General features: G+C 42.0%; 12 protein-coding genes. 7 read left to right on the top strand and 5 right to left on the bottom strand.

Translation table 11 applies throughout. The features are described 5' to 3' along the window. The first annotated feature begins 549 nt into the window (after positions 1 to 549). Entirely contained in the window at positions 550 to 2,604 is a 2,055-nt protein-coding gene (locus CW749_RS24020) for a hybrid sensor histidine kinase/response regulator (RefSeq protein ID WP_180958483.1), read from the top strand. Positions 2,605 to 2,798: 194 nt separating this feature from the next. On the opposite strand, the gene cqsA is transcribed toward CW749_RS24020, so the two are convergent. Continuing rightward, the gene (gene cqsA / locus CW749_RS24025; RefSeq protein WP_101114995.1) at positions 2,799 to 3,971 is read right to left on the bottom strand and encodes an alpha-hydroxyketone-type quorum-sensing autoinducer synthase; all 1,173 of its coding nucleotides are present in this window, start codon (positions 3,969 to 3,971) and stop codon (positions 2,799 to 2,801) included. A gap of 220 nt (positions 3,972 to 4,191) precedes the next feature. Further along, positions 4,192 to 5,157, bottom strand: coding sequence for a TDT family transporter (locus CW749_RS24030; protein WP_237322566.1), 966 nt, complete (start codon positions 5,155 to 5,157; stop codon positions 4,192 to 4,194). A gap of 746 nt (positions 5,158 to 5,903) precedes the next feature. Between CW749_RS24030 and CW749_RS24035 the strand changes: the two genes are divergently transcribed. Next, entirely contained in the window at positions 5,904 to 6,908 is a 1,005-nt protein-coding gene (locus CW749_RS24035) for a GTP-binding protein (protein WP_101114996.1), read from the top strand. Positions 6,909 to 6,953: 45 nt separating this feature from the next. Here the strand turns inward: CW749_RS24035 and CW749_RS24040 are convergent, their stop codons facing one another. From CW749_RS24040 to CW749_RS24050, 3 genes are all read right to left on the bottom strand, one after another. After that, the gene (locus CW749_RS24040) at positions 6,954 to 7,745 is read right to left on the bottom strand and encodes an EAL domain-containing protein (RefSeq protein WP_180958484.1); all 792 of its coding nucleotides are present in this window, start codon (positions 7,743 to 7,745) and stop codon (positions 6,954 to 6,956) included. A gap of 458 nt (positions 7,746 to 8,203) precedes the next feature. Beyond that, a complete protein-coding gene (ylqF, locus tag CW749_RS24045; protein WP_101114998.1) occupies positions 8,204 to 9,139 on the bottom strand; it encodes a ribosome biogenesis GTPase YlqF in 936 nt (311 codons plus the stop codon). A 147-nt stretch (positions 9,140 to 9,286) separates the two neighbouring features. After that, a complete protein-coding gene (locus CW749_RS24050; protein ID WP_101114999.1) occupies positions 9,287 to 10,327 on the bottom strand; it encodes a LacI family DNA-binding transcriptional regulator in 1,041 nt (346 codons plus the stop codon). A 223-nt stretch (positions 10,328 to 10,550) separates the two neighbouring features. Here CW749_RS24050 and CW749_RS24055 point away from each other — a divergent pair, with 223 nt between their 5' ends. The 5 genes from CW749_RS24055 to CW749_RS24075 are packed head-to-tail and all read left to right on the top strand — an operon-like array spanning position 10,551 to position 16,672. Then, positions 10,551 to 11,855 carry a Xaa-Pro peptidase family protein gene (locus tag CW749_RS24055; RefSeq protein ID WP_101115000.1) on the top strand — a complete coding sequence of 435 codons (1,305 nt, stop codon included), beginning with the start codon at positions 10,551 to 10,553 and terminating at the stop codon, positions 11,853 to 11,855. 16 nt (positions 11,856 to 11,871) lie between these two features. Beyond that, positions 11,872 to 12,861, top strand: a complete 990-nt coding sequence (locus CW749_RS24060) for a thiamine pyrophosphate-dependent dehydrogenase E1 component subunit alpha (RefSeq protein ID WP_101115001.1) — start codon at positions 11,872 to 11,874, stop codon at positions 12,859 to 12,861. After that, a complete protein-coding gene (locus tag CW749_RS24065) occupies positions 12,849 to 13,829 on the top strand; it encodes an alpha-ketoacid dehydrogenase subunit beta (RefSeq protein WP_101115002.1) in 981 nt (326 codons plus the stop codon). The genes CW749_RS24060 and CW749_RS24065 overlap by 13 nt, the downstream gene beginning before the upstream one ends. Then, a complete protein-coding gene (locus tag CW749_RS24070) occupies positions 13,826 to 15,289 on the top strand; it encodes an NAD-dependent succinate-semialdehyde dehydrogenase (RefSeq protein ID WP_101115003.1) in 1,464 nt (487 codons plus the stop codon). The genes CW749_RS24065 and CW749_RS24070 overlap by 4 nt, the downstream gene beginning before the upstream one ends. 9 nt (positions 15,290 to 15,298) lie before the next feature. Further along, positions 15,299 to 16,672 carry a dihydrolipoamide acetyltransferase family protein gene (locus tag CW749_RS24075; protein WP_101115004.1) on the top strand — a complete coding sequence of 458 codons (1,374 nt, stop codon included), beginning with the start codon at positions 15,299 to 15,301 and terminating at the stop codon, positions 16,670 to 16,672. Positions 16,673 to 16,679: the final 7 nt, after the last annotated feature.

Raw genomic sequence — 16,679 nt, forward strand, 5'->3', positions numbered from 1 at the left:
GGTTCGTCATCAATCTGAAAGCCCCTATTATTAGGGGCTTTGTTATTGGTGCCGACTTTGCTGTGATGGTTAATGAATCGATGAATAGAGTCGTTTTATATATTTGATTGAGCTCAGGTTTAACAAGTACCTACTTCAAAGTAACTTTTAGTATTTGAAGGCATGACACTGAAAACCAGTTAGGCTGAATAAGTGATGACAGGTGAATTTCGCAACGCTTTGTTTCGACAACCACGAAATGGTTGTCGATTTTGTAATGAAATTTAATCTCATTTTTGGGAACTGGCGTACAAACAACAGAGATATATGAATGAGGTTTGTATTTCGGCTCTATGGTTGGTCAATTTCCAATCGGTGGTCTCAATATTTGTAGATTATTGGTCACAGAACCTTTACTTAATTACCCAATTTAACAATGAGTTATTCAATTTTTTGAAGAAGTTTGGCGTGGATCATACTTCACTCAGTTTCAATGAATCGAGTATTATTCTGTGCTATAACTAATCCGACTATATGATAAGAATAATCGTGCTTTGGCTAGGGACACTAATGCAGTTCGATCGTGCAAAAAAGATCTATGAATACGCGGAACCTAATCTGACCATTGTGGCTTTAATGGGGATTATTGGTTTTCCAGCTTATTACTTCGTTTGGACATGGCTAGCGCCTGAAAGCTACGAGAATTTAGGCTTTCGAATTGTATGCGGACTATTACTCGTTCCTATTTTACTTCGAGATGTTTTGCCAATCTATTTAAAGCGCTACCTGCATATCTACTATGTCATTTCGTTAGGCGTGTGCATCCCTTATTTCTTTTTCTACATGCTTTTGAAAAACGATTGGTCAATGATCTGGAGCATGTCGTTAATGTCGGGGATTTTCCTTCAGATTTTGCTGATATACGACACGAGAATCGTATTCTTACAAAGCCTTACTGGCTATGCAGCAGCTTATGCGACAATATTTGTCCAAGGTGATCCTGTAACGTATTTTGAATGGACGCTGATGCCCGTATTCTTCTTTACATACGCATTTGGCACGCTCTTTTATTATCGAAACTTTACAGAAAATGAATCTAAAGTTTCGCTAGCTAAATCATTTGGAGCTGGTATTGCGCACGAAATGAGGAACCCTTTAAGTGCGGTTTACAGTTCCATTGAGGTAGTAAAACATTTGTTGCCGGAGCGCAATGCACAGCAACTATCCGATTTTTATCCTCTCGATGCCAAAAGCTTAGACGAGATTAATGGCATTCTTGACGACTCTCTTAATGTCATTGAAAGGGGCAATGAAACCATTAGCCTTTTATTGACATCCATTGATGAGCACAAACTTTCCACATCTAGTTTCCGACGACATTCATTAGGTGAAACGCTAGAAAGTTCAATTGAAGGGTTCCACTTCAATAATGCTGCGGATAGAAGTTTGATCCGACTGACATTTGACGAATCCGAACCCTATTTTGGTAGTGATGTACTGCTACGCTACGTTATCTTCAATTTGTTAAAAAATGCACTTTATTACAAACACCGAACGGATTTCCAAATTGATATCAAACTTGTCATCGGAGAAGAGTTTAATTCAATATTTGTCGAAGATACGGGACCAGGTATCGACAGTGAAAACATCGAAAACATATTCAGTGATTTCTATACTTCCGGTAAAAAAGGTGGCTTTGGGCTAGGTCTGCCGTTCTGTCGTAAAGTGATGAAAGCGTTTAAAGGAACTATCGTTTGCAAAAGTGAAGTAAACAAAGGAACACAGTTTGAGCTTAGATTCCCTAAATACGAATCTGAGCGCGTCTTTTCTTTAAAGAGTAGTGTGGTTAAAGATAAGTCTTTGCTTTACCTCGGCGGAGCAGGGGAAACACTCAATGCGCTTCAATCCCATGCTTTCTTCACTGGGTATGAACTGAGCCACAGTGAACCTACAAGCCTGGATTTGAACGCGGGCAAACTTATTCAAGATGTAATATTGGTAAATCTTTCGAGCTATCAAGAAGATAAAACACGCTTCATTTCTCTTGAGAAGGAACTTTGCAGCTTTGAAGGAAAAATTGTCTACCTTTACTCTGGAAACATACTGAATTACCTAACATTAAATCGAATACTATCCTATGAATTACTAGAGGTAACTGCGTTCACAAAAGGGTTAGCGACAAAACTCGATAAGTTATTTTTTGAAAAGGCATCGAAGGGAAGCGAGATTACAAGAGTACCTGAGGGCTATAAGGGAAATACAACCATTTTAATTGTTGACGACAACGCGTCACTTCGGCTTTATTCATCCACTCTTTTGGAAAGGCAGGGCTATAAAGTACTCCAAGCCGAGAATGGCAGAGAGGCGCTGCTTTTGCTTAACTCTAACGATGTAAATCTCATTCTAATGGATTTAGAAATGCCCGAGATGGATGGCATAGAGACCACTGTCGCCATTCGTGACCAAAAATATCAGCACAATGGGAAAGATATACCGATCATCTGCTTCACTGGTGAAAAATGCGAGAAAACGCTTAAATCTATTTCAGAAAGCGGTATGAACGACTACATATTAAAACCCGCATCCAAAGATGTGTTGATACAAAAAGTGTCTACTTGGATATAAAGTGAGCCCCAAACATAAATAGTTACAAAAGGCTTAGCTAGACCAAAAAATGTAGGGCTATAGCATCGGTAAAAAACAAAATGTTTTATAAATTACCATGCATATAGCCCTATTCATTTTATTGCTTATTTATTTATCAACTAAACCGATATACTGGATATATAAATTAACCAATTAGCTAATTAAATTTCATATTAAGCTAACAAACCTTGCTCTTTAGCTAAACTGCAAACAGTCAATACTTTGTCTAATTGTGCATCACTCACTTCACTATTTACAGATAGACGAATAACACTTTTATTTTTTGGTGTTGCAGGGCTACAAAATACCGCACCAAAAATTCCGTTTAATTCGAAGAAGTCACGCACTTTTTCTGTGTTCTCCTCGGTTCCTGTTTCTATTGCAACAATTTGTGAGTTGCTGTCTGTGCGAATATCCAAGGATTTCAACCCTGAAATAAGTTTATGAGATTTATTGAATAAATCCTCACGTCTATGGTCACTCTTTTTAATGAGCTCTAATGTTGCTTTTAGTGCTTCCATTTCATAAGGAATAATGCCTGAGCTAAAAATTGCGGGTAACGAGATAAAAGGTAGACATTCATGTACCTTGTGGTGGCACAAGATTGCGCCTGCGCGGTAGGAGAACGTCTTAGCTAGGCTAGTTGTTACGAAGTCCACCTTGTCGGTTAAACCAAGCTCAGAGAGCAAGCCAGCGCCGTCTGGGCCGTGTGTTCCAATCGAGTGAGATTCATCAACAATGATGGCACAGCCTTGCTCGTTGGCTACTTCTACAAATTCCTTAAGTGGTGCGACGGTTCCGTGTGTACTGTACACCGAATCAATAACGACGATACCAGGGCCGTATTTCTTTATTTGTTTAAGTAAATTCTTTGGTTTGTTGTGAAGGAAAGGGTGAATTTTACTGCCGGTGTTTTGTGCACCGTGCCATAAAGACATATGGGCAAAAAAGTCAATGTAAACATGGGTATCTTGGTCGGCAATGGTTTGAAGCAAGCCGACGTTCGCTGCCCACCCAGACTGAGTGATAATGCAATGGTCGAATCCTAAGAAATCTGCAAATTTCTGTTCAAAAGAGCTTTCATCTACCGTTTGGCTTTGGAATACAGCAGACATGATGGGTTCGCGAGTCGCATTACTCAGTGCGTTGATTTGCCGAGCCTTAATGAAATCGTGATTGCATATGGCCAAATAGTCGTTGCTTCTGAGTACTATCGAATCGTCGCTAGGTTGTAAGCCTTGTACTATGTGTTTACCGTTATTTCTGGAATAGATGTGCTTTTCGAGATATGTCTCGAGTTTATTCTCAATAAAAGACGGCAGTGGTTTAGCGGTAAAATTACTCATGATATTTCTCTTATGTGGATATTTGTGAGGTCAGCTGACCCTTTTATTAATATCCAGAGAAATAGATACGTCATTATGCAATATTTATGTTTTTGGCGCTTATTGCAAAAAAAGCTATCCTTTATTTATCTATTTATTATCTAAATTACCCTTTAGGGAGTGCGGCTTAAATAGATTTGTTGAAATAAACAAGCATTATTCCATTAGTTTCATCTATAAATTAATCGGGCTTAGTTAACTTTAATGATAGCTCAGGCCAGTACATTTTTAGATAATTTGCCGATACCCAAACCACCAAAACAGTCGCTATTGTAATTTCGAAGAAGCCAAACCAATGTAACCATACCCACTGAGTGTGTTGTTCTGCAAACCATGTGGTTAATCTTTGCATAGCAATTGCACTGATTACGGAAGGAAAGGTAACAGCTGCAATGGATGGCTGAAATTTTAGCCTCATCAGTTTGAAGTAGCAGAGATAGATGAGAAGAGTCATTGTGATCGCAATACCAGATAATGCCCCAGCTAAAATGGGGTCTGGATTTGGGAAATTGACGAGATAAGCGGCCAGAGAAAGGTTTACAGGTGCCGCCATGATGGCAAGGGTTGGGCGAGCAGGTCGGGGAAGTTTGCCTGCGAAAACCAAACGGTACAGAACCATAGGCAGCATAACAAAATAGATAGCAATGCATACCATCGCCATATTTTGCGAAAATACAGTGTGACCTAATGTGCTTCCGGCTAGCGTTGAACTGATCACACCTACAGGATAGAGAAACCAACTTGGAAAAATATTGGTGAACTTAAAGTTACTTATCTGAAATGAAAAGAACAACACCATCATGGTGATATGTAAAGTTAGCGCCGCAAACCAAAGTGGATGCGCAATCTTAGGGAGTAATATGGCGAGATAATCGCATAATACTAACAACGCCATGCTCATCGGAGCCATTAGGCTTCCTCGGAGCGGGTGCTTGATATCATGGAGAAACAACCTGGGAGAGGTAACATATCTAATTAGGACTGGAGCAAGGAGCAAAGAACCGACAATAGAGCAAAAGGGACGAATTACATCACCAAATAAAGGAAAATAAAGTGCCCAAGCTTGACCAAGACCAATAAATCCAAGTGCGAGCGACGCTTGTGCTGTTGGGACATGTTGGAAGTAGATAAAGCGTTTCCAGTCCAATGATGTGATTCCTTCTACTGCAAAATTCTACCGCGTGACGGATTTAGCGTGATGCATACCCTAAATGTCACCGACAAGGAGTTACATTTACTCTATTGAATGACTATTCAAAGGTGCATAAATTAAGTGCGCGTATTATACCGAAGGGCTTTTAAGATGCATTGTCTTCGAAGAAATAATGCGAAGTGTGCCGTTGTCGTACTGATTGTTTTCTCCAATTAGCTATTTGAAAAGCGAAAGTGTGACATTGGCAGGATCTTTAAACGATCTTTTTCTAGAATCGATTGCAAATTAGCCGATATGGACGATACTAAAAATGTAGAGCAAGCGTGACACTTCATTGAAGGGAGAAAATTGGCTCTACATAAAAATTTGGTAGGAAGACAAGTAAAACACAGGAAATCCTCGTAAGTTGTTAGTACCCGACTGGTAGCTAATTCGCAAACTCACGATTGAGAACGAGGTCTGAGGCGTATCACTTTATGTGGTGCGCCTTTTTAGTTTCTAGCGCTTATTTTTTCTAAAACATAGAGTTTAGATCTTTCTCTGGCTAGCGGTCTCTAAAGCCCTTAAGTTCAAGAGGTTGGCGTTTATTGAGTAATGGTTAGTTAACGACCTAAAAGATGAGTAAATCGATTTGCTGTCGAGAGAGACTCTTTTGAGAAATGATAAGTGTAATAATATAACAATATGGTTATAATGCCGCGCTGCTTAAGACTAAACAACGCTTGCCCAAAGGAAATACGATGGTTCCAACGAATATTATCACTGGCTTTTTAGGTGTAGGAAAAACAACAGCAATTCTTAACTTGTTAAAAAATAAGCCAGAGAACGAATCATGGGCTGTTTTAGTTAATGAGTTTGGAGAAATTGGCATCGATGGAGCGCTCTTGACCGACCAAGGAGCGTTGATTAAAGAAGTTCCTGGTGGTTGCATGTGCTGTACGGCAGGTGTTCCGATGTCTGTAGGAATTACGGCATTGTTACGTCAGAAACCCGATCGCTTGATCATTGAGCCGACGGGGCTAGGTCACCCTAAGCAGGTGATTTCAACATTGCTTTCCGAGCAATACGCGAATTATGTCGATTTAAAAGCCACGTTTGCTCTTGTTGATCCTCGAAACCTCCAAATCGAAAAGTATTTAGAAAACAAGAATTTTAACGACCAACTCGCTAGTGCAGATGTTGTAGTAGCAAACAAAGCAGATGAGTGTAGCGAGTCGGAATTATTGTATTTTGAAGACTGGGCTAAACGACAAGAAAGCATAAAAGTATCTATCGTTACCGAGAGAGGCATTCTGGATATTCAATCCCTAGATATTGAAAGGAAAGAGCGAGTTGAATCATCTTCCAAATCGAGTCATAACCCCTCGTCGCTCGATGCAGTGAGTGATGACCAACATGACCATGCGATAGACTTACCTGAATTCATCCTATCTCCTGATCAAACTTATGTTAGAAAGGAAAATAGAGGGCAGGGCTTTTATAGTTGTGGTTGGGTTTTTGGTTCGGAATGTATCTTCAATTTTGAACTCTTAATGAGTATGTTACGTGACTTAACGGCAGAGCGAGTAAAAGGCGTGATTAATACGGACAAGGGCTGCTACTCCATCAACAATGCCAATGGCGTCATATCTGTAAATCAGATAAGCCTAGAGGGATTTGAAACTCGTATAGAGGTTATCGACACTCAGCTTATGCCATGGGAACAGCTAGAATCTGTTCTTTTAGGGATTTGCGGGCTCAATTAAGAAAAAGCACACTGTATTAAAATGCGTCCCAATTCCAATTGGTGACTATTTTACTTTTGCAGTACACATAAGGGGTTCTGGCATTGAGAACAGATACCCTTGATAGAAGTCTATACCTAACGCTTTCATAGCGTTGTATTGGGCTTCTTCTTCAACTCCTTCAGTGATAATCTTTGCATCTATTCGTCTTGCTGCGCGTACTATATCTGTTAGTGCACTTCCGTTTCCCGACATGTAATCAAGTAATAGGGAGCGATCAATTTTTACTATTTCTGGATTAAGAAGGTTGAGACGTTCAAAGTCGGATGATTTTACACCAAAATCATCCATTGCAACTTGAAAACCAGCATTCTGCATTGAACGAGTGGCATCAAGCAGTAATTGATCGTCGAAAGCCGCACTTTCTACAATTTCCATAACAACTTGTTTTGTATCCATTCCAAGCTCAGCAATTCTCTTTTCAAGCAAGCTGGCTTTAATTGCCATAAAAGCATTGTATTCGCCAGAAACAGGGAGAACGTTTAAAAACAATTTAAGATTTGCCTTATTGGATTGAGCAAAATTTCTAACGTGAATTGCGCGAGTAAGGCGATCTAAATTGATCTTTTTGGAGATAGAAACCTGCTCTGAGTCAAATAGAATATCGGGGCGGATATTTTCTCTTGTCGTTTCACTACTGAATCTCGCGAGGGCTTCATAGGCGAAAGGCTGCATTGCCGGCGTCATGATTGCCTGAAAAGCACTCGTAATGATCAAATTGTCGTATTTTGCATAATGCTTCCCCTCATCGTCTATAAAACAATGTGCATTAAACTCTTCACGATTATTTAAAATCATAAGCAACCTAGTAAGCATTAAAGGTTAAACGGCAACCATTAACAGACATGCAATTTGAGGCTATATCCATGCTTGTGTAGCAAGTACTATAACCTCATTCACTATGCGTAACCCTAAGTACTATATCAAATTAATAGCAAGCTATCACTTTGTCTATTGGATGGTTTTATCAATAGTTCATAGTGAAGTCCCAAAAATGAAAACCATTACATTAACCAACTGCAAGAGAACAAAGAATAAAATTTTCACAAACAGAATGATTTACACTACTATAAGTTGTGGTAAATCATCGATTTGAAGGCTAACTCTCGATATAAGCATGGCAATCAAATCTAGAAACTGCCAGTAAAAACGAGAATTACGCACCTAACATAGGTATTCTTTTGGAGGAATATTCACCTCACTTTAATAAGACCGGATGATCTGCTTAAAGTGAGGTGATGAATGAGATGAAGGGATTATCGCTTGTTTTTCAGGTAACGTTTACGGCGTTCTTCTTTTTTCTTAAGCTTTTGTTCTGCCTTTCGTTCTGCTTCTTTTTCTACTTCGATGAGCTCTTGCGTAATCATTTCTGGGCGTTCCAGAGTGATCTGACCAATGGTACCGCCTCGTAGCTCATGGAGGAGAATTTCTGATGCCTTATGTAGGTCGACTCGACCACCTGAGCGAAGTGCACCACGCTTGCGACCAATTTCTTCCATTAATTCAATGTCTGAAGTGGGCAACTCATCTAATTGGTAGCGTTCTTTTAGAAGGTCAGGGTACTGCTCAGCTAAGTACTCAACGGTGTAAAAAGCAACCTCGTCATATTCCATCGCGGTATCTTTTACCGCCCCTGTAGCAGCGAGCCTGAACCCGCTGTGAGGGTTCTCTACTTTTGGCCAAAGAATTCCGGGTGTATCCGACAACACAATGCCATTTTGCAAATTTATGCGTTGTTGCCGACGCGTCACCGCTGGCTGATTACCAGTTACGGCTATGGTTCGACCCGCTAAAGTGTTAATGATTGTAGATTTACCGACGTTTGGTATGCCCATAATCATCGTGCGAATGTTTTTACCCATCTGTTCACGGTGAGGCGCTAACTTACGACACAATTCCATTATCTTATGGACTTCTTGCGGGTTAGACGTAGTGATTGCCATGGCTTTTACACCTTTCTCTTTTTCTAAGTGCTCTATCCAGTGATCAGTCATGGCAGGATCGGAAAGGTCACGTTTATTAAGGACTTTTACGCAGGGCTTGTCCTTTCGAAGTGAAGAGATCATTGGGTTTTCAGAACTGAAAGGAATTCTTGCATCCAATACTTCGATGATAACGTCGACTTGAGGAATGACTTCTTCGATCTCTTTTCGGGCTTTGTGCATGTGGCCCGGAAACCATTGAATTGACATAGAGAGAACCTAGGGAAATAAAGAGTTTGGGCTCATTGTAAAGCCAAAAAATGAAGAGTAAAGGCAGATTGTATTGCTTAAAGCCGAATACGGCGTTAACAAAGTCGTAAAGGCTTAACCCTTAGTATGAGATCAAGTCAGAAAGCTCTAGCGATTGAGCTTTCTTGTTGATTGACGAACGACAAGTTTTGGCTGTAACAGAACCTTACGAGGAGATACTTCTTCCGTTCCTGCTTTAATTTGATTCACTAACATATTGATTGCTTCATTTGCCATCTCTACATTAGGGATAGACAACGTGGTTAACGGAATTCTAAACCAGTCTAAGAATGGCATGTCGTTGATACCAGTAATAGAAATGTCATCTGGACAGTGGACACCTTGGCTTTCTCGCTCACCAATGCAACCTAACGCCAACAAGTCATTACTTGCTATTACAGCGGTTGTTTCTGGGTATTTCTCAAACAGCTCTATAGAAGCATTGTGCCCAGCTTCTTCAGAGAACGCAGAAGCTTGCACTAATGCGGGTTGAAGATCGTACATCTCGGCAGCGGCTTTGAATGCCAACCTTCGATTAAAGCCAGAAGAAATCTCGCTTGGTCCAGCAATGTGAGCGATTTTTCTGTGCCCCAATTTGTATAGGTGTGATGTGAGCTGCTGAATTCCTTCATTGTCATCAACAAGTATTTGGTCGGTGACGAGTGAATCAACTGATCGTGTAAGCAGCACAAGTGGAACATGCATTTGCTGACAATACTCAACGGTAGGGTCTTCACGAAATGCCGATGCCATTATGATTCCATCAACGTTTCGGGAAACAAGTCGCTTTAACTCTTCCATTGCAATTAAGGAGTTATTTTCCGTATAAGCAAATGTCAGTGTATATCCCAATTTATGAGCGCGTTGTTGAATTTGATTGATGAGTGGGGGAAACATCGGGTTCAAGATGTCGGGGATCATAACGCCAATTGTTTTCGTTGAGCCCTTTTTAAGTGCTGAAGCGAGAGGGTTGACGCTGTATCCCATTTCTCGACTTTTCTTAATTACCTGCTCTACAACTCGATCGGATACTAAATGCTGTTTATCGGGGCTTAAAGCACGAGAAACTGTAGATGCGTTAATATTCAAGGCATTAGCAACATCTTTGACGGTTACTCGCTTCTTATTTGTACTTCGTGAGGAGCTCAATCTTTATCCCTTACTTTATTATTCGCACTTTGGCGAATAGAGAAAATGATGTAAACATAATGTTAATTACATGATTGACAATTAATCTACTATGTGCTGCAATCGTTTGCAAGCTGAAGCCTATCCAAATGCAGCCTGTGTTATAAGACATAGGATAGTACGGATACGGCTTATTATTTGGAATTTGTTTGCAAACGTTTGCATTAATAACAAAGGAATGTCTATGGAAATTGTCAAACCCACAGAACCAAGGATAGTTCGAGAAAGTGATATAGAGCCAGGTTGGGAATGGTCTAAGAAGATTCCTGCGCCAGGGAAGATGAGCGTGGATTTTGAGCAAAGAGTAGACTTCAATCGTTTGCATCGGTATCGGGTCGGACGTGTACAGACAGTTCTTGAAAAGTCGGAATTTGGCGCGGTTCTTTGCTTTGATAACAATAATATTCGATACCTCACGAGTACGGTAATAGGAGAGTGGGCAAGAGACAAAATTGCCCGATACTCTCTTTTCACGGGAAACTCAGATCCCTATTTATGGGATTTCGGCTCTGCTGCCAAGCACCACCAGTTATATCAACCGTTAATCGATGCAGAACACTTTAAATCTGGGATGCTTGGATTACGAGGTTCGATGGGTGAGGAGGCTGGGCTCTTTAAAAAAGCTGCCCGAGAAATTAAAGATTTGCTGGTGGCAGAAGGCGTTGCAGATATGCCTGTTGGTGTTGACGTTGCAGAACTCCCAATGCTTGAAGCATTAAAAGCAGAAGGGTTAGAAATCCGCGATTGCCAACAACTCATGTTGGAAGCGAGACAAATAAAATCGATGGATGAAGTCGTTCTTTTGAATATGGCTGCGGCGATGGTTGACGGCGCTTATCACGAATTGGCGTGTGAGCTTAAGCCGGGAAAACGCGAAAATGAAAGCGTTGGACTTGTTAATAAATTCTTATACGACAACGGATCTGATGATGTCGAAGCCATCAACGCGATTTCCGGTGAGCGAGGAAATCCGCATCCTCACAACTTTACTGACCGAATGTACCGCCCTGGCGATCAAGCCTTCTTCGATATAATTCATTCATTTATGGGCTATCGAACCTGCTACTACCGCACACTCAATGTAGGCAGCGCAAGTCAGGCACAAATGGATGCATATAAAAAAGCGAGAGAGTGGATAGATGCAGCGATTGATCTTATTCGTCCAGGAATGACGACAGATAAAATTGCCGCGGTTTGGCCAAAAGCGGAAGAGTTCGGCTTTGCTAGTGAAATGGAAGCCTTTGGTTTGCAGTTTGGTCATGGAATAGGACTAGCATTGCACGAACGTCCTATTATTAGCCGCTTAGTCTCTATGGAACATCCATTTGAACTTCAAGAAGGTATGGTGTTTGCCCTTGAAACGTATTGTCCTTCGGCAGATGGCAACGGCGCAGCTCGAATCGAAGAAGAAGTTGTCGTCACAGCGACTGGTTCTGAAGTGATTACATTGTTTCCAGCGCAAGACCTATTTATTGCAAATAAATACTGATTCAAGGAAGAAACAAATGCCCCTAGAAATTACAGAGGAAATTCAATGGTCGCTGTACAAGACCATGCTCAGAGCCCGCGGGTTTGAACAACGCGCTTCTGATCTGTTTTTACAAAATTTAGTGAAGGGAACGAATCACTTAGCTATGGGTCAGGAGGCGGTAGCTGCTGGCTTTGGTGTAGCGATGAAAAAGGGCGATTATACCTTTTGCACCTATCGTGGCCATACGCACACCTTGGTTCGTGGTGCTGATATGTCGGCATTGTTTGCTGAATTAATGGGTCGCGAAGGCGGGATTCTTAGTGGTAAAGGTGGCTCTATGCATTTAACGAGTGTCGAGCATGGTGCGATGGGTTCATACGCTATTATCGGAGCGCAACTGTGTATTGCCACTGGAAGTGCATGGAAAAGCCAATACAAAGAAAGCGGTGAAGTCACGGTTGTTTTCTTTGGTGATGGCACAACCAATATTGGTGCATTCCACGAGGCACTTAACTTCGCTGTTATTTGGTCTTTGCCCGTTGTCTTTGTGTGTGAAAACAACCTTTATATGGAATACACGCCAATCGGCAATGTAACAGCGGTTAAGCATCCAGCGGCTGATCGCGCTTCAGCGTATGGCTTAGAATCCATCATTGTGGATGGAAATGATGCCGATGCAATGTTTGAAGTGGCTCAGTCGGCGATTGAAAAAGCGAGGCAAGGCGGGGGTCCTAGTTTAATCGAAGCCAAAACCTATCGTCACCAAGGGCACTCACGTGCAGACCCCGGAAAATACCGCCCTAAGGAAGAGCTAGAAAAATGGCTCGCGTATGACCCAATTGATATCTATCGAGATCGTTTGCTTCAACAAGGGGTGGATAAGAAACGAATAGAACAGCTAGAAGCTGAAGTCGAAAATGAAATTGACGAAGCCACGGAAAAGGCAAAAACATCTCCAGCTCCATCGGAGGCGTTGTGTTTTAAAGATGTGTGGGCAAATGGAGGTTGGGAATGGCGAAGTTAATCAGCTACCGAGAGGCCGTTGCTGAGGGGATTGCCCAAGAGTTACGACGTGACAATGATGTCGTATTTCTAGGGGAAGACGTAGCAGCAGCAGGAGGCGTGTTTAAAGCAACGGTTGGTCTGTATGAAGAATTTGGTCCTGAGAGAGTTAGGGATACCCCTATATCCGAACAAGCCATATTAGGTGCTGCGATGGGTGCGGCGATGACAGGGCTTAAACCCATTGCTGAAATAATGTTCTCAGATTTTTTGGCCGTTTGTTGGGATATGGTTGCTAACGAAATTGCAAAAGCTCGGTACATGACTGATGGACAAATGACGATTCCGCTTGTGATTAGAACGGCAAACGGTGCAGGTTCTCGCTTTGGGGCGCAGCATTCACAGAGTTTAGAAAATTGGGCAATGATGATACCGGGAATTAAGGTTGTTGCACCTTCTAATCCAGCGGATGCGAAAGGGTTACTCGCTGCAGCTGTTCGAGATTCTGATCCGGTCATTGTGTTTGAACACAAATCTCTTTACGCGATGAAAGGTGAAATACCAGATGGCGAGCATGTTGTCGAGCTGGGGAAAGCTAACCAAATTCGCTATGGAAGTGACGTTACAATTGTTGCCTTAGCAGCAATGGTTCCAAGAGCAGAAAAAGCGGCAAAAAAACTTAAAGAAGAGGGGATAGATTGCTCAGTTATTGATTTAAGGTGCCTCGTCCCACTTGATGTAGATACCATTCTTAATGATGTAAAGAAGACGTCTAGGTTAGTCACCGTTGAGGAAAACCCTCAGTTATGTGGTTGGGGGGCGGAAATTGCCTCTATTGTTGGGAATGAATGTTTTTTTGAACTGGATTCACCGATAACTCGCATCACAACGCCCCATATCCCTTTACCTGCCGCTGATAATTTAGAAGACCATGTCATCCCTTCCGTTGATCGGATCATTGATGAAGTAAGAAGGGTGGTGTCAATATGATTGTCGACGGTATTAAGCTGCCAACCGGTGTATTTATTGGTGGAAAGTGGTTCAACAGCCAAAGTCGCGATATCCCTGTTTATAACCCTGCAAACGAAGAGCTTCTTACGTATGTCGCTTCTGCGAACGAAAAGCATGTAGAGGCAGCCATAGACAGCGCTGAAAAGGGGCTGAAAATATGGAAGAAAACCGCGCCCAGAGAGCGAGGAGAGATTCTGAGAAAAGCGTACCAACTGATGCAAGATGAAAAAGAACTCATCGCCAAGATCATCACTTTGGAAGAGGGGAAAACACTTGCCGAATCCAAAGGAGAAGTGAACTATGCGTCTGAATTCTTTCGCTGGTTTTCAGAACAAGCGATTCAACTGAATCAAACAATGTCACCCGCCCCCAATGGTGATAAAGCAATCATGGTGTGTCAGCATGCAGTAGGGATAGCCTATCTTGTGACACCCTGGAATTTTCCCGCAGCGATGGCGACAAGAAAGATTGCCCCAGCATTGGCAGCAGGGTGCAGCGTTATCCTCAAACCTGCTACAGAAACACCATTAACTGCTTTGTATATCGCCGATCTACTAAAGCGAGTTGGCGTACCTGATGGTGTTGTTTCTGTTCTACCCTCTATCAGCGCTAGAAAAGTATCTCAAGTTATGTTTGCCGATGAGCGAATCGCTAAGCTTTCTTTCACAGGCTCAACTGAGGTAGGGAGAACATTGCTTCACAATGCAGCGGATCGTGTAGTGAATACGTCAATGGAGCTTGGAGGTAACGCGCCTGTCATTGTACTTGATGATGCAAATCTGGTGAAAGCCGTAGAACAAACGCTTTTAGCGAAAATACGAAATGCAGGTGAATCATGTATCGCAGCAAATCGAATTTACGTCGCTCGAAACCTGTACAAATCATTCTACGAACTCTTAGCTACTAAAATGGAACAACTTATTATTGGCTCTGGAACGGATGCGGATGTTGATGTTGGTCCTATGGTGAATAAACAAACGCAGTCTAAAGTGGAACGTCTAGTTCAAGATGCCGTGGAAAAAGGAGCAACACTGGTTACCGGCGGAAACACATGGAGAGGCAAAGGGTTCTTTTGCCGACCAACCGTACTTTGCGATCTTCCGAGTAACTGTGAAATATTGGAAGAAGAAATCTTTGGACCTGTAGCCGTTGTTATTCCCTTCGATTCGGAAAAAGAAGTTGTCAAACTAGCGAATGACACACCATTTGGATTAGCAGCTTATGTCATGTCTGAAAATATTCCTCGCGCAGTCAATGTAGCGAAGCAAATCGAAGCTGGCGTAGTAGGAATCAATAAAGGCGTGATATCGGACCCTGCTGCCCCGTTTGGCGGGATGAAGCAAAGTGGCATTGGTCGGGAAGGTGGTGAGATGGGGATGGGTGAGTTTTTAGAAACCCAGTACATCGCTCTTGATTGGCCTGGCTCCCCAAATTTATGAGGCAATAATATGGATATTGTAATGCCCCAACTCGGAGAAACCGTGGCAGAAGGGGAAATCATTCTTTGGTGCAAAGAAGTTGGTGACGAAGTAAAAAAAGGTGAAACACTTTTTGAAATTTCAACCGATAAAGTAACAATGGAAGTGCCGTCGGTCGAAAATGGCACTCTTGTTGAAAAGCATGCTCAAGTGGGTGAGGTTATCGATGTTGGTTTACCTGTTGCGACTTTGCAGGTCGAAGGTGAGGAGGCTCATTCTTTGTGTACCGTCGAAGAAACCAGTGAAACTGAGCCGACTGAAGGTACCTATAAAGGCTTAAAATCACCTGCCTTAAAATATTTGTGTAAGCATAATAACGTTGATTTGGATGATATTGTAGGTTCGGGTTTAGATAATCGGATAACAAAAAAAGATGTACTTCAATGGATGTCATTGGAGCAAAAGCAGGTATCGGATGCGCTATCACCCGCCGTGCGGCGATTACTCGGAGAACACAATCTTCATGCTTCTGATATTGCGGGGACAGGTAAACACAGCCGAATAACAAAGCAAGATGTCTTAGACCACTTAGATAGTACGACCGCTGAAACCGAGCCTACTATTAACAACGACTTTCATCCCGCTATTGAAACACAGGCTGAACTTTCGGTATCGAATTCGTATTCAGAAATTGAGACGGTTAAACCTTTCAACCACATGCGAAAAATGATTGCCCATCAAATGTCGAAGTCGGTTGATGAAGCCGTTCATGTTGCACAAGGTATTGATGTTTGTTTTGACGCTGTAGAGCGGACTAGGCTTCAACATAAAGAAGCATTTAAGACAAAATATGGATGCAGTCTTACACCACTTGCATTTATCGCTCGTGCTGTTTGCATAGCGTTGACCGAATTTACTGACCTTAATGGTCGTGTAGAAGATCAAAGGCTTATTACGTCGAGAGATATCCACCTAGGTATTGCTGTTGATTTAAATCATAAAGGGCTTGTTGTGCCCGTGATTAAAAATGCAGCGGATTACAATGTAACAGGGTTGGCAAAGAAGATAGCTTACTTAGCGAGAAAAGCGAGGGACAACGAGTTGAGTGCTGATGAGCTTCAGGGAGGCACTTATACACTCTCAAATAATGGTGTTTATGGCACGGCTTTCACCACACCAATCATCAATGTTCCTCAAGTAGCCATTTTATCTGTCGATGCTATTACGAGGAAACCTGCTGTATTTGAATACAATGGACAAGAATCGGTCGGTATTTCGAGCCAAGGAATGTTAACTCAATCATTTGATCACCGCGCTGTCGATGGTGGATACTCCGGAGCATTCTTAAACAGAATCTCTGAAGTATTGATTCAACACCCATGGCAAGATGAGGTGAGGGTTTAAGAAACGC

Source organism: Vibrio sp. vnigr-6D03 (assembly GCF_002835515.1).
Classification (GTDB): domain Bacteria; phylum Pseudomonadota; class Gammaproteobacteria; order Enterobacterales; family Vibrionaceae; genus Vibrio; species Vibrio penaeicida.

Coding starts and splice junctions, on each gene's coding strand:
- CW749_RS24055 (WP_101115000.1), top strand. CDS start 10,551: ATGGAAATTGTCAAACCCACAGAACCAAGGATAGTTCGAGAAAGTGAT.
- CW749_RS24035 (WP_101114996.1), top strand. CDS start 5,904: ATGGTTCCAACGAATATTATCACTGGCTTTTTAGGTGTAGGAAAAACA.
- CW749_RS24040 (WP_180958484.1), bottom strand. CDS start 7,745: ATGATTTTAAATAATCGTGAAGAGTTTAATGCACATTGTTTTATAGAC.
- CW749_RS24075 (WP_101115004.1), top strand. CDS start 15,299: ATGGATATTGTAATGCCCCAACTCGGAGAAACCGTGGCAGAAGGGGAA.
- CW749_RS24020 (WP_180958483.1), top strand. CDS start 550: ATGCAGTTCGATCGTGCAAAAAAGATCTATGAATACGCGGAACCTAAT.
- ylqF (WP_101114998.1), bottom strand. CDS start 9,139: ATGTCAATTCAATGGTTTCCGGGCCACATGCACAAAGCCCGAAAAGAG.
- CW749_RS24070 (WP_101115003.1), top strand. CDS start 13,826: ATGATTGTCGACGGTATTAAGCTGCCAACCGGTGTATTTATTGGTGGA.
- CW749_RS24060 (WP_101115001.1), top strand. CDS start 11,872: ATGCCCCTAGAAATTACAGAGGAAATTCAATGGTCGCTGTACAAGACC.
- CW749_RS24065 (WP_101115002.1), top strand. CDS start 12,849: ATGGCGAAGTTAATCAGCTACCGAGAGGCCGTTGCTGAGGGGATTGCC.
- cqsA (WP_101114995.1), bottom strand. CDS start 3,971: ATGAGTAATTTTACCGCTAAACCACTGCCGTCTTTTATTGAGAATAAA.